Raw genomic sequence first — 13,789 nt, forward strand, 5'->3', positions numbered from 1 at the left:
GAGTCGAGCATGATCGATTTCGTCAAAATGCACGGGATCGGTAACGACTATATCTTTATCGAACGCCTGGAGGGCGCCCTTCCCGGCGACCTGCCGGAGCTGTCGCGCCGGATGAGCGACCGCCATTTCGGCGTCGGCGCCGACGGGCTGGTGCTGATTGTCCCCGCCGGCAACGGCAACGCCCACTGCCGGATGCGGATGTTCAATGTCGATGGCAGCGAGGCGGAGATGTGCGGCAACGCTATCCGCTGCGTGGCCAAGCTGGTCTACGAAAGCGGAAAAATTACCGACAACCCGCTCCGGATCGAAACCGGCGCGGGGCTGCTGGAGCTTGCATTGAATATCGAGGGCGGGAAAGTCGGCTCGGTGCGGGTCGACATGGGTCCGCCCCGGCTGAGTCCAGGGGAGATCGGAATCAACTTGCCCGGTGATCGCGCGCTCGAGGTCACGCTGGAGGCCGAAGGACGCGAATTCAGGCTTAACTGCGTCTCGATGGGTAATCCGCATTCGGTGATTTTCCTCGATGAACCGGTCGAGGACTTTCCGGTGGAGCGCTACGGCCGCGCTATCGAGCGTGACCCGCTGTTTGTCGACCGGACCAATGTCGAGTTTGTCAACGTGCTCGGCCCCAATCGGCTTCGCCAGCGCACCTGGGAACGCGGCAGCGGCGAGACCCTGGCCTGCGGCACCGGCGCGGCCGCGGTTGCGGTGGCCGCAATCCTGACCGGGAGAGCCGGTCCCGGCCTGATTCATATCCGTCTCAACGGCGGCGAACTGGAGTTGGAGTGGCGCGAGGGAGAGAACGTATTCATGACAGGGCCCGCCGAGGAGATTTTCCGCGGTTCGTGGCCGGAATGAATGACAGCATACAGGAGTGAAAGTTAAATGGCGGGAGAACTGGTACAGCAGTTTTTTGCGCAGCGAATCGGCGGAGAAAATTTCGGCAGGGACGACACGGTCTACAAGTTCGAGAAGATCAAGCGGGCCAAACGCGCGGCGATCAAGGATCATCCCGGCGTGGAGCTGATCGACCTGGGCGTGGGCGAACCTGACGGGATGACTCCCGCTCCCATCGTCGAGGCTCTCCGCCAGGAAGCGCAGCGATACGAGAACCGTGGTTACACGGATAACGGGATCGGCGAGTTCCGCGAGGCCGTGGCCTGGCACATGGAGCATGTTTACGGTGTCGGCGGCCTGGATCCCGCGACCCAGATCAACCACAGTATCGGCAGCAAGAGCGCCCTGGCGCTGCTGCCCAGCGCGCTGGTGGATCCGGGCGATGTCGTGCTGATGACCGTCCCCGGCTACCCGGTGTTCGGCACCCACAGCGCCTGGTACGGCGCCGAGGTGGTTAACCTGCCGCTGACCGAGGATAACGGCTTCCTGCCTGACCTCGACTCGCTGGACGAGGAAACCGCCCGTCGCGCCAAGGTGCTGGTGATCAATTACCCCAATAACCCCACCGGCAGGGCGGCGACAGAGGATTTTTTCCGCGGGGTGATCGACTGGGCGCACCGCTACGAGGTGGCGATTATCCAGGACGCGGCCTACGCAGCGCTGGTCTACGGCCGTAAGCCGCTGAGCATTCTGTCAATCGATGGAGCGATGGACGTGGCGATCGAGCTGCACTCGCTCTCCAAGAGCTATAACATGACCGGCTGGCGGATCGGCTGGGTCTGCGGCAACGCTGGACTGGTGCAGGCGTTCGCCGAGGTCAAGGACCACTCGGACAGCGGCCAGTTCGCGGCCATCCAGAAAGCCGCCGCGGTGGGCCTGCGCAATCCGCAACTCACCGGGCAGATCGCCGGCAAATACGAGCGCAAGCTGAAACTGCTCTGCGGTGCGTTCGAGAAACTGGGGTACGAGACACGGATGCCCGAGGGCACGTTCTACCTGTTCATGAAAAGCCCGAGGGGGATCGAGGGCGGCCCGGAGTTCCAGACTGCCGAGGCCTGCTCCCAGTGGCTGATCCGCGAGCAGCTGATTTCCACCGTGCCCGAGGACACCGCCGGAGCTTTCCTTCGCGCCGGTGCGACATTTATCGCCAGGGACGAGGAGGATGAGAAACGGATCGCCGGAGAAATCGGCAACCGTCTCAGCGGCAGTAAGTTCGTGTTCTGAGGTCTCCTTTTTTGCATGACCTTGCAAAACACGAATGACCATATCGGCAAAATCTCCAAATTCCAAGGAGGCAACATGTTTTCCGGCTCGATAGTCGCCTTGATCACGCCTTTTCGCGATGGAAAGATCGACGAGCAGGCGCTGGCCGGACTGGTGGATTTCCATGTCGAGAACGGGACCAGCGCGGTGCTCCCCTGCGGGACCACCGGCGAGTCCGCCACCATGAGTCACGAAGAGCACCTTCAGGTTATCAGGATCGTAATCGAGGCCGCCGCCGGGCGCATCCCGGTAATCGCCGGCACGGGCAGCAACAGCACAGCCGAGGCGACCCATCTGACCTCCGAGGCGGCCAGGCTGGGTGCCGACGGGGCTTTACTGGTATGCCCCTATTACAACAAGCCCACCCAGGAAGGCCTGTACCTGCACTATCGCAAGGTCGCCGAAGAGGTCGATATCCCGCAGATAGTGTACAACGTCCCCAGCCGCACCAGCCGGAATATCGAGCCGGAGACGATTGCCAGGCTGGCCGGGTTGAAAAATATCGTGGCGGTCAAGGAGGCCTCCGGCAGCCTGGACCAGGCCAGCCGGATCGCCTCGCTGTGCGATATAACGATCCTCTCGGGCGATGATTCCCTGACCCTGCCGCTGATGAGTGTCGGGGCCAGGGGCGTGATCAGCGTGGCCGCCAATGTGGCGCCCGCTCGCACCGCGGCGTTGTGCAGCGCCTGGCTCGACGGAGACTCCGAGGGCGCGCGCAGGATTCATTACGAGCTGATGCCGTTGTTCAAGGCCCTGTTCCTTGAAACCAACCCGATTCCGGTCAAGGCGGCTGTGGCGGCGATGGGCAAGGTGGCCGAGGAGTACCGTCTGCCGCTCTGCCCGCTTGCCGACTCCAACCGCTCCAGGCTGATGGCTGTGCTGAAAAAGCAGGGTTTGGTCTGAACCGGGCGCAACTGGAACGGGAAAGGATTTGTCCATGATTGAGATCTGTCTTGTCGGCGCCTGCGGCAGAATGGGCAAGCGGATTGCCGCGGCGATTGCCGGCAGCGATGATGCCAAACTCTCCGGCGCGGTCGAATCCGGAGCCCATCCGGAGCTTGGCCGGGATATCGGCGAAGCGGCCGGGTTGGCGCCGGCGGGAGTGGAAGTCACCGACAAGCTGGCCGAAGCTGTTGCCGGCTCATCGGTGGTTATCGATTTCTCCCTGCCCGGCTCGGTGGTCCGCACGGCCCAAACCTGCATCGATAAGCGAGTGCCGCTGGTTACGGGCGTGACAGGCCTGGACAGCGGCCAGGTGGAGGTATTGGAGAAAGCGGCTCAAGAGCTGGCGGTTGTGTGGGCGCCCAACATGAGTGTCGGGGTCAACCTGATGTTCAAGGTGGCCGGCGAGGTGGCCCGCGTGCTGGGCGACGATTACGACGTGGAGATATTCGAGACCCATCACCGGTTCAAGCGCGACGCCCCGTCCGGTACGGCCAAACGCCTGGCCGAGATAATCGCCGAGGCCCTCGGCCGTAACATGGACGAGGTGGGATGCTGGGGCCGCAAGGGGATCACCGGCGAGCGCGACCCCAGGGAAATCGCGGTCCATAGCCTTCGCACCGGAGATGTCGTCGGCGAGCACACGGCCGTGTTCGGCACCCTGGGAGAGCGGTTCGAGATCACTCACCGCGCCCACAGCCGCGACACCTTCGCCCGCGGTTCGGTGGTCGCGGCCCGGTTCGCCGTGTCAGCCAAACCGGGACTTTACGATATGCAGGACGTGCTGGGCTTGCGGTAGCGGTATGTCAACTTTTTGTTCTGCTTAACAACCAACTTCAGTGGCTGTGATTATTAAGGAGGATTAGATGTCCGTCTCACAGTGCGTTTCCCGGATTGAGCCATCGATTACCCTGGCGATAACCGCCAAGGCCAAGGCGATGAAGGCCGAGGGGATCGATGTTGTCGGCCTGAGTGCGGGCGAACCCGATTTCGACACTCCGGACAATATCAAACAGGCCGCGATCAAGGCGATCAACGACGGGTTCACCAAATACACGCCCGCGGTCGGCATACCTCCCCTGCGCCAGGCGATTGCCGAAAAGTTCAAGAAAGACAACGGACTCGATTACGCTCTCGAGCAGGTGATTGTCAATTGCGGCGCCAAGCACTCGGTGTTCCTGGCCGTTATGGCGCTGGTGGACCCGGGCGACGAGGTGATTATCCCGGCACCATACTGGGTCAGCTATCCCGAAATGACCAAGGCGGCGGGCGGAACGCCGGTGATTGTCGAAACCACCGCCGAGAGCGAGTACAAAATTACGGCGCAGCAGCTCAAGGACGCGACAACTCCCAAATCCAGGCTGCTGATCCTCAACTCGCCCTCGAACCCCAGCGGGATGGTGTACTCGCGCCAGGAGTTGACCGAACTGGCCGAGGTGCTCAGGGACAGCAGCGTTTACGTGATCAGCGACGAGATCTACGAGAAAATCCTCTACGACGGCGCGGAGCATGTCTCGATTGCGACCCTGGACGAGGAGGTTTTCTCCCGTACGATCGTGATCAACGGGGCCAGCAAGTGCTACTCGATGACCGGCTGGCGGATCGGCTACGCTGCCGGCCCGCTGGATGTGATCAAAGGGATGGGCAAGCTGCAGAGCCAGGAGACCTCGAACCCCACCAGCATCTCGCAGGTGGCTGCGTTAGAGGCCCTGCAGGGCCCGCAGGACAGTGTGGCGATGATGGTGCGGGCATTCGACGAGCGGCGCAAGTATCTGGTCGGCCGGTTGAACTCGATCGACGGCGTGAGCTGTATCATGCCCAGGGGCGCGTTCTATGCGTTTCCGGATTTCAGCGCCTACCACGGCCGCAGCGCCGATGGGAAAAAGATCGGGGGCAGTGTGGGCCTCAGCGATTACCTGCTGGAGAAAAGCCACGTGGCCGTGGTCCCCGGCGGCGGGTTCGGCTTGGATGCCAACCAGCGCCTGAGCTACGCCACCTCGATGGAGATGCTGGAGAAAGCTCTGGACCGGATCGAAGAGGGCCTGGCCGCGCTGAGCTGATCTGCCCTGCGGCAAGTCAGACAATAATGAGTCAATAGAAAAGCCCGGCGGATATCCGCCGGGCTTTCTGCATGCAACTCTGGTTTGCGAATCGCCGCTATTTGACGATAAAGAACTTGGACGTGCGGGTAATCTGATGCCCCGTGGCGACATCGATGACGACGATACTGAGGTTGTACTCGCCGGCCGGCGAATCGCTGATATCAATCGAGATGTATTCCTGCTGGACAATCCGCTCGGGATCGGCTTCCTTCTGGAACGTCATCGTAATCTTGCCCTTCTCCTCATCGCTCTTGAACAGATTGCCAAAGGGCGAGAATATCTTGGCGGCCAGGTTCCGGTCCAGGCTTTCGGCCTCGATAGTGAAATCGACGTGGTAGTCTTTCTTACCCTCATCGCTCTCGGTCAGGAAATAAATCTCGTAGTAAACGAACACGGCCTGTTCCCGCCTGAAGGTCCGCGAGGGCAGCGGCATAACATTGTACGCCCCGCGGGTGAACTTGCCGCGTTTCTCTCCATCGAACGGAGTAATGTTGCTGGCCAGCACGATCTGGCTGATGCTGAACTGGTCGGGCTGGTAGTGGGTGACGTCGATATCGCCCTTGTAAATACCCATGTTATCGTTACCCAGGTCCTTGACACTGACCGAGTAATGGTACTCTCCCGGAGGCAGGTTCAGCGTCTGCTTATCGACCAGCAGCAGCCCCTTGGTTTTCATATCCGGTTCCTGGCTCAGCTGATAGCTGCGGCGGTTGTACACGCGGTCCACCTCGTTCCAGTTCTGGTCGAAGACCGCGAAGGTGCTCTCGTAGTTCACGCGCACACCGATAATGTCGCGCTTGAATTCCAGACTCGACACGGGCAGGCCGTAAAAGATACTCACGTTGCTGTTGGCGTTCATGGCCATGAAATCAGCTGTGTAGTAATAGTAGTCCATCGGCTCGGAACCCATGTCGGGGATATAGGTCTCGCTCTCCATGCCCGTGGTCAGGGCGGCTTCCACCAGATCGGCCTCCATCATGCGCCAGGTGGTTGTCAGCTCCTGCCCGAGGTAACTGGGGTCGTCGAAATCAACTCGTTCGTTGTAGAGGCGAATGTAAAGCGGATCAATTTCTATCCTGCTCCAGAGCAGGTCTCGCAGGTTCTGGCTGAAATCGTCCGCTTGCAGGACCAGGGGGTCACCACCCGGGTTATCGGGATCGTCACGGGTGGTGAACGACGGGGTGAACCCGGAGCCGATCACTGCCTCGAGCAGGCTGTTGGCGAGTAAATAGGAGCTTGAGATCCTGACGAAATGGAAGACGAAGTTGTCGGGCCGGCGGTAATAAACCCAAGATTCGTTATCGCGGATACCGAAGTTGCCCACCAGGTCGGCGTACTCATCGGGCTTACCGTGCTTGATGTAGACGATACCCCGGTCGTCATAACCCTTGGTCTGCTTCATCGTGTAGTACTGCTTGGCGTAGTTCAGCCTGTGGTAGTGCTCCACCAGCCGCTCATTGTATTCGGTTGTGGGCGACGGGTCGTGGCTTTTCCAGAACTTGCGGAAGAACAGTTTTTTCTGGTCGATTGTCCTGGCCCGGCTCCACTCGTCCTTTTCCTTGGGCATCAGGATATCGAGGATATCGCGGTACATCTCGCGGGCGGCGATCTCATTGAGATCGTTAAGACACTGGAAGTAGTACACGCTGGCGATCCGGTTGTCTTCGATCACGAAGAAGGCGCGGGCCATCAGCAGCTTCATCAGGGCCGACATCTCTTCGGGACCCTGGCTGGAGAGGTCGGAGAGAATGGCCTGGGCGATATCCTTGTTATAGATATCGAAGAAGCTCAGGCCCATCGTATAGATCCCCTCGCTCTGGTCCGGGTTGCGTTCGAGCATGCGCTGGAACAGGTCCAGCGCCCCGCGGTTCTGCCCGGTTCTTACATACAGCTTGCCCAGGTGTTCGCTGGCGTTGTGCTGTTTGTGGTCCACGGCCACGATATTTTCCAGCAGATTGATCGCCACCTGGTAATTCTCGGGGTCTTCCTGGTCGATATAGTCGTCGGCGTGCTCCCAGTTGGCTTCAACGTAGTATTTGATATTTACCGGAAAGTTATCCCAGCCACCGAAAGGCAGATGGAAACCGTTGCGGGCCGATTCCAGGAACAGCTTGCTGACTTCCCGCTCCGCCTCTTTGAGGTTTTCCACCTGGCCGGTCGCCGCCAGAGCTTTGTAGAACAGCGCTTCACCCGCATTGGGATTCGAGGCGAGGTAATCGTCCATCAATGCAATCGCGGCACTGTAATTACTGCCCTTGATCATTTCCCGCGCCCGTTCCACTTTCTGCTGGAGATCGGAACCGGCGGGGGCAGTTTCCTGAGCGGTCAAGATTACCGGTGCGGCAGCTATTATGAAGGCAGTCAAGACCGAACAGATATTGCGACCCATCATTAGCGCACTCCTTTAACCTATAAAATGGGTTGAACTTTATTGTTCCGCCATTACAGAGGAAACAGATAATTCAATCAAAGCTTGCGGCCGGATTTCCCTGCCCGGCTTAGCGGCGGATTTGGGATTTAATACCACCGTTCCGGCCTGAAAGTTCAAAATAAGACACCTACCTTCCATTATCAACTGATTTAAACACTTTTCCGTTTCCAATGCAAGGAAATAGGGCCTATCGCCCCCGATCAACTATTAAACCTTGCCTTAGCCGGCCAGCTTAATACTTGAAAAGAAAACCGTTGATGCCTATATTAATTGTCTTTCACATAACCGTTTCAAGCCCACCCGGCTGGATTACCAGAACCGCTTGACGGGCTTTGTCTTTCAACAACTTATACACTCGATTGCAGGGCAATGTTCAAAGAATATTCAAAAGAATTCAAGCTGCCGGACCTGGAACAGGAAATCATCTCGTTCTGGGAAGACAACAATGTCTTTCAAGACAGTGTCGGCCGCAACGAGGGCCGTGAAAGATTCGTGTTTTACGAAGGCCCGCCCACCGCCAACGGCCGGCCGGGCATCCATCACGTGATCAGCCGTACGATCAAGGACCTGGTTTGCCGGTATTACACTATGCGCGGTTACCATGTACCCCGCAAAGCAGGCTGGGACACTCATGGCCTGCCGGTGGAAATCGAAGTCGAGAGGCAGCTCCAGATCAGCGGCAAGCAGCAGATTGAGGAATATGGCGTCGAGAAGTTCAACACACTCTGCCGGCAAAGCGTCTTCAAGTACCTGAAGGACTGGCAGGAACTGACCCGCCGGATGGGCTACTGGCTGGACTACGAAAACCAGTATAGCACTTTCGACCGGGACTATATCGAAACGGTCTGGTGGCTCCTCAAGCAGATGTGGGACAAGAAACTCCTGTACAAGGGCGCGAAAATCCTGCCCTACTGCCCCCGTTGCGGCACCGGGCTTTCGAGCCACGAAGTTGCGCTGGGATACAGGGAAGTGGAAGACCCCAGCGTGTTCGTGCGGATGAAGCTCGCCGAGGAGCCGGACACCAGCTTCCTCGTCTGGACCACCACTCCCTGGACATTGATCTCCAACGTGGCCCTCGCCGTGGGCGCCGACCACACGTATGCCAGGGTGAAACATGGCGATGAGACCTTGATCATGGCCGAAGCGCTCGTCTCGAAGGTGCTGGGCGAGGACGCCGAGGTGCTGGAAACGTTCCCCGGCCGCCAACTGGAACACAAGCGTTACCGGCGCCTGTTCGATTTCGTGCCCGCCCCCGAGGGCAAGGATGCGTTCTATGTCACCCTGGCCGACTTTGTCAGCCTCGAGGACGGTACCGGGATCGTGCATATCGCCCCGGCCTTCGGGGCCGACGATTACGAGCTGTCTCGCCGCTACGGCCTTCCGCTGCTGCAGCCGGTCGATGAAGCGGGCTGTTTCACCCCGGAAGTCAAGCCCTGGGCCGGCAAGTCCGTCAAGAGCGCGGATCCCGAAATAACGGAAAACCTCCATCAGCGCGGACTGCTGTTCCACAGGGAAAGCTACTTCCACAACTATCCGTTCTGCTGGCGCTGCAGCACGCCCCTGCTCTACTACGCGCGCGACAGCTGGTTTATCAGCACCAGCCGGTTCCGGGAACAACTGCTGAAAAACAACTCATCGGTTAACTGGTACCCCGCCGAGGTGGGCCAGGGACGGTTCGCCGAATGGCTGGAAAACAATGTCGACTGGGCGCTCAGCCGCGACCGCTACTGGGGAACACCCCTGCCTATCTGGATCTGCGATGACTGCGGCCATCAGCACGCGGTCGGCAGTGTGAGCGAACTGCTGGAGATGGGCCGCGGTGTGGCCGACGATATCGACCTGCACAAACCCTACGTGGACGAGATTGTCCTTGACTGCCCCAAATGCGATGGAGCCATGCACCGGGTGCCGCAGGTAATCGACTGCTGGTTCGACTCGGGATCGATGCCGTTCGCGCAGTTGCATTACCCGTTCGAAAACGAAAACGAGTTCGGCGACAACTTCCCCTGCCATTTCATTTGCGAAGGTCTGGACCAGACCCGCGGCTGGTTCTACAGCCTGCTGGCGATCAGCACCCTGATCACCGGCAAGGCCCCCTACCGCAACGTGCTGGTCAATGACCTGATTCTGGATAAAACCGGTCAGAAGATGAGCAAGTCGGCGGGCAACACTGTCGATCCGTGGGATGTGTTCAATACCCACGGCGCCGACCCGCTGCGCTGGTATCTGCTGACTGTCAGCCAGCCCTGGCTGCCCAAGCGTTTCGATACCGACGGCGTTGGCGAGGTGGTCCGCAAATTTTTCGACACCCTGCTGAACGTCTACTCCTTCTTCGCCATCTACGCCAATATCGACAAGTTCGCACCCGGAGATGAAGGTCTGGGCGAGGTTGAATTGACCGACGAACTGGACCTGTGGGTTATCAGCCGGCTCAACTCGACTGTCGACGCCGTGCGCAAAGCGATGGACGGCTACGACCTGACCCGCGCCGCCCGCACTGTCCAGCGGTTCTTAATCGATGATGTCAGCAACTGGTATGTCCGCCGCAACCGCCGGCGGTTCTGGCAGAGCGGAGATTCCAGCGATAAACGCGCCGCGTTTACCACGCTGTGGGAAGTACTGGTGAAGGTTAGCCAGCTGATGGCTCCGTTCGCGCCTTTCTTCAGCGAATCGCTCTACCGCAAACTCGTGGCCGACCAGTTTCCCGGCCGGCCTCAGAGCGTTCACCTCAGCGATTACCCCGAGGTCCAGCCAGGCAGGATCGACAGCGTTCTCGAAGCACGCATGGAGGCCGCCCAGCAACTGGTGATTCTGGGACGGGCGGCGCGCAACCGCAGCAAAATCAAGGTGCGCCAGCCGCTGGCCAGGATGCTTGTCCAGACACCCGGCAGTCTGTCGGACGCCGACCTGGAAAAGATCGGCCGGATTGTCCGTGAGGAAATCAATGTCAAGGCAATCGTGCCGGTGGAAAACGCCTACGACTACGTAACGCTCTCGGTAAAACCGAATTTCAAGGTGGCCGGCCCCAGGTTCGGCCCCCGGGTCAAGGACCTGGCCACGGCGCTGGACGCCCTCTCTCAGCAGCGGATCCGGAGCCTGCACAGCCAGGGCCGGATCGAGATCGAGATGGGTTCCGGCAAAGTTGAAATCGGCTCCGGTGAAGTCGAGCTGCGTACTTCCGACCGGGAGGGGTTCGTCGTCGAGGCCGACGGCGGCTATGGAGTGGTGCTGGCCTCCGCTCTCGATGAGCCGCTGAGGCGCGAGGGAATTGCCCGCGAGCTGGTGAACAAGATCCAGAACATGCGTAAGTCGGCCGGCTTCGAGGTCCTGGACCGGATCGAAGTCGGTATCGAATCCACGGACAAGGTTCACGGCTCGATCGACTCGTTCGGCGACTATATCCGCTCGGAAACCCTGTGCGATGTGCTGGGTCAGGGCGAAATCGACGGCGACTCCGTGCGGCAGAAATGGAACATCAACGATGAACCGGCCGTAATTACGATCAGGAAATCCAGCTAGACAAGGTGCGTGCCGCCTTTTAACCGTTAACCATTCAGAGATATCAGCGATGAATAAAAAACAGCTCAAACATTGCGAGCAGAGACTGCTGGAAGAACGCAAGAAAATTCTGAAGGAGATGGGCCGTTTCGGAGAATCCTTTAAGGTCAGCCTGAAAGACTCCTCGGGGGACCTCTCTTCCTACAGTTTCCACATGGCCGACCAGGGAACCGATGCCGAGAACCAGGAAAGAGCTTTCCAGCACATGAGCAAGGAAGGCCGCCTGTTCTACCACGTGGACGAAGCGCTGCGCAGGCTGTACGTTGACGGAGGAAAGAACTTCGGTATCTGTCAAGGCTGTAATAAGCCTATCGAGGAAACCCGGCTGGACCAGGTGCCCCACGCCCGGCTTTGTTTCAAATGTAAATCCCAGGAAGAAAATGGATTCTGAAAACTCCGGCGCGCAAGCCCGGATCGGGCTGAAAACCAGGCTCTCGTGGCTGCTGGCCCTGGTCCCGCCGGTTTTTCTGCTGGACCTGGTCACCAAGCGGGCGGTGCTGCATTACATGGAGCCCTACGGGCCCACAGTCGGGCTGATCGACAATATCGCCCGGCTGCGCTTTATCTACAACGAGGGAATCGTGTTCGGCCTCAACCCCTCGTTTTTTTCCGGTACGGTCCTGGCCGTGTTTTCCGTGGCCGTGGCCCTGCTGATGACCGGCTACCTGCTGTTCGCCCGCCTGGACGACATCCCCACGCTGGCGGCCCTCTGCCTGGTAATCGGCGGTGCGTGCGGCAACCTTGTCGACCGGATCGCCTGGGGCCGGGTTGTCGATTTTATCGAGATCGGGATCGGTGATCTGACCTGGCCGGTGTTCAACGTGGCCGATATCTCGGTGACCGTCGGCGCGGTGTTGCTGGCCTGGCGGCTGATTTTTGCCGCTCCGGCCGAAAGCGGCCGGAGCGACGGCGAAAAAGATTCCTGATACTCCCGCAGCCTTCCACCTACCGAACGGGAAGTCATCCGCGGTGGAAAATCCCGAATCAGTCCATTATACCGCCAGCGGCGATGACGAGGGCAAGCGCCTGGACGTTCTCCTGGCCGCGGTGCTCGGTGTCTCCCGCAGCCGGATCTCTGCTCTCGCCAGAAAAAGACTGATCGCCGGACCCGGCGGTAAAGCTCTGAAACCGTCGCACGTGGTCACTTGCGGGGAAACTTTCACGCTCCCCCGCCCCGACCCCGTCCCGCGCGGCAACACGCTCGATCCCCAGGAAATTCCCCTGGACATAGTGTTCGAGGACGAACACCTGCTGGTGGTTAACAAACCGGCCGGGATGGTGGTCCATCCGGCGCCGGGCCACCGTGACGGAACGCTGGCCAACGCCCTGGCCGCGCATTTCCGCCGGGGAATGGACAGCCGCCTTGACCCGCTACGGCCGGGAATCGTCCATCGCCTGGACAAGGATACCAGCGGGCTGCTGATGGTGGCGAAAACATTCGACGCCCACGAGCAGCTCGCCGCTCAGATCAGAAACCGCAGCGCATCGCGGATTTACCTGGCGCTCTGCCTGGGGCACTGGGCCGCACAGGAAGGCGCTATCGAGGCGGCGCTCGACCGCTCCCGCCGCGACAGGAAAAAAATGGCTGTCGACACCAAGGGCAGGGTGGCGATAACAAATTACCGGGTGATCGAGAGCTACCGGGCCACGGAGCTGGTGGAGGTCAGCCTTCGCACCGGACGCACGCACCAGATCAGGGTCCATTTCGCCCACAGCGGCCACCCGGTGCTCGGCGATCCCTCCTACGGCGGACGTTCGAGCGCGCTCAAGGGTCTCGACCCGCGCTCCCGCGGCCCGATGCAGCAGGCGCTGGCGATCCTGCCACGTCAGGCGCTGCATGCCGCGCGCCTTGTGTTCGCGCACCCGGCCAGCGGGGAAAAACTTGACTTCAGCGCCCCTCTCCCGCAAGATTTCCAGCGGGTGCTCGAACTCTTACGCCGCGACTCCGGTATGGATGGAGCCGCTGAACCGGAGGCTTGATGACCAGGTTGCTCAGGCAATACGATCCAGGCGACTCTGTTGACTCTGTCTGCGTACTGGGCAGCATCTCCGTGCGCCAGACGAGGCAGCAGAAACCGTTCCTGCGCCTGGAGCTGAACGACTCCAGCGGACGGATGGACGCCGTGATGTGGGACGGGTTCGACGAGGAGCTGACCCGTATCCCGCCGGGGCAGGTCCTGCAGGTGCGCGGCCGGATGGAGGAGTACGGCGAGCGCCCGCAGGTGGTGGTCAATTCGATCTCAATCCCCGCCGCCGGCAGCTACGATCCCTCGGCCCTGATGCCCGCCAGCGAGCGCGACCCGCAGGAGATGCTCGCCGAACTGGACGAACTGATCGGGTCGGTGGGCAACCCCCTGCTGCGCAAGCTCCTGCAAACCGCTTTCGGCGACAAGGAGTTCCGGCTGAAATTCTCCCAGGCTCCCGCCGCCAAACGCTGGCATCAGCCCTATCTCGGCGGGCTGCTGGAACACACGCTCACTGTTGTCGCCCACGCCCGGGTGCTGGCCGGCCGTTACGGCGAGGTGGAGGACGACCTGGTTCTGGCCGGCGCCCTGCTGCACGATATCGGTAAAACGGTTGAGTACACCTGGGACGG

Annotated in this window: 11 protein-coding genes (1 of these 11 running past the window's edge); 10 read left to right on the forward strand and 1 reads right to left on the reverse strand. The window is 60.2% G+C overall.

The window, feature by feature from the left end; genetic code table 11:
* The first annotated feature begins 12 nt into the window (after nucleotides 1–12).
* The 5 genes from FVQ81_02400 (at nucleotide 13) to FVQ81_02420 (ending at nucleotide 5,162) form a co-directional block, all read left to right on the forward strand.
* On the forward strand, nucleotides 13–858 hold the full coding sequence (locus FVQ81_02400; GenBank protein MBW7995423.1) for a diaminopimelate epimerase: 846 nt from the start codon (nucleotides 13–15) through the stop codon (nucleotides 856–858).
* Between the two features lie 27 nt (nucleotides 859–885).
* Entirely contained in the window at nucleotides 886–2,121 is a 1,236-nt protein-coding gene (locus FVQ81_02405; protein MBW7995424.1) for an LL-diaminopimelate aminotransferase, read from the forward strand.
* A gap of 75 nt (nucleotides 2,122–2,196) precedes the next feature.
* Nucleotides 2,197–3,063, forward strand: coding sequence for a 4-hydroxy-tetrahydrodipicolinate synthase (locus tag FVQ81_02410; protein ID MBW7995425.1), 867 nt, complete (start codon nucleotides 2,197–2,199; stop codon nucleotides 3,061–3,063).
* A gap of 34 nt (nucleotides 3,064–3,097) precedes the next feature.
* Complete coding sequence (locus FVQ81_02415; protein MBW7995426.1) at nucleotides 3,098–3,901, forward strand: 4-hydroxy-tetrahydrodipicolinate reductase; 804 nt, start codon at nucleotides 3,098–3,100, stop codon at nucleotides 3,899–3,901.
* Between the two features lie 67 nt (nucleotides 3,902–3,968).
* The gene (locus FVQ81_02420; protein MBW7995427.1) at nucleotides 3,969–5,162 is read left to right on the forward strand and encodes a pyridoxal phosphate-dependent aminotransferase; all 1,194 of its coding nucleotides are present in this window, start codon (nucleotides 3,969–3,971) and stop codon (nucleotides 5,160–5,162) included.
* A 97-nt stretch (nucleotides 5,163–5,259) separates the two neighbouring features.
* Here FVQ81_02420 and FVQ81_02425 read toward each other — a convergent pair whose 3' ends face one another.
* The gene (locus tag FVQ81_02425) at nucleotides 5,260–7,596 is read right to left on the reverse strand and encodes a GWxTD domain-containing protein (protein MBW7995428.1); all 2,337 of its coding nucleotides are present in this window, start codon (nucleotides 7,594–7,596) and stop codon (nucleotides 5,260–5,262) included.
* Nucleotides 7,597–8,004: 408 nt separating this feature from the next.
* Between FVQ81_02425 and FVQ81_02430 the strand changes: the two genes are divergently transcribed.
* The 5 genes in view from FVQ81_02430 to FVQ81_02450 are tightly spaced (at most 49 nt apart) and all read left to right on the forward strand, a layout consistent with a single transcriptional unit that may run on beyond the window.
* Complete coding sequence (locus tag FVQ81_02430) at nucleotides 8,005–11,154, forward strand: isoleucine--tRNA ligase (GenBank protein MBW7995429.1); 3,150 nt, start codon at nucleotides 8,005–8,007, stop codon at nucleotides 11,152–11,154.
* Nucleotides 11,155–11,203: 49 nt separating this feature from the next.
* Nucleotides 11,204–11,584 carry a hypothetical protein gene (locus FVQ81_02435; GenBank protein ID MBW7995430.1) on the forward strand — a complete coding sequence of 127 codons (381 nt, stop codon included), beginning with the start codon at nucleotides 11,204–11,206 and terminating at the stop codon, nucleotides 11,582–11,584.
* On the forward strand, nucleotides 11,574–12,119 hold the full coding sequence (gene lspA, locus FVQ81_02440; GenBank protein ID MBW7995431.1) for a signal peptidase II: 546 nt from the start codon (nucleotides 11,574–11,576) through the stop codon (nucleotides 12,117–12,119). Before FVQ81_02435 ends, lspA begins: the two co-directional genes overlap by 11 nt.
* A gap of 43 nt (nucleotides 12,120–12,162) precedes the next feature.
* Nucleotides 12,163–13,173, forward strand: a complete 1,011-nt coding sequence (locus tag FVQ81_02445) for an RluA family pseudouridine synthase (GenBank protein MBW7995432.1) — start codon at nucleotides 12,163–12,165, stop codon at nucleotides 13,171–13,173.
* Nucleotides 13,173–13,789, forward strand: partial view of an HD domain-containing protein gene (locus FVQ81_02450; GenBank protein MBW7995433.1) — the 5' portion only. Its footprint extends 451 nt past the window's final position; the window shows 617 of its 1,068 coding nt (coding positions 1–617); its start codon is at nucleotides 13,173–13,175; the stop codon falls past the right edge of the window. Before FVQ81_02445 ends, FVQ81_02450 begins: the two co-directional genes overlap by 1 nt.

It is taken from the genome of Candidatus Glassbacteria bacterium (assembly GCA_019456185.1).
Lineage (GTDB): Bacteria > Gemmatimonadota > Glassbacteria > GWA2-58-10 > GWA2-58-10 > JAJRTS01.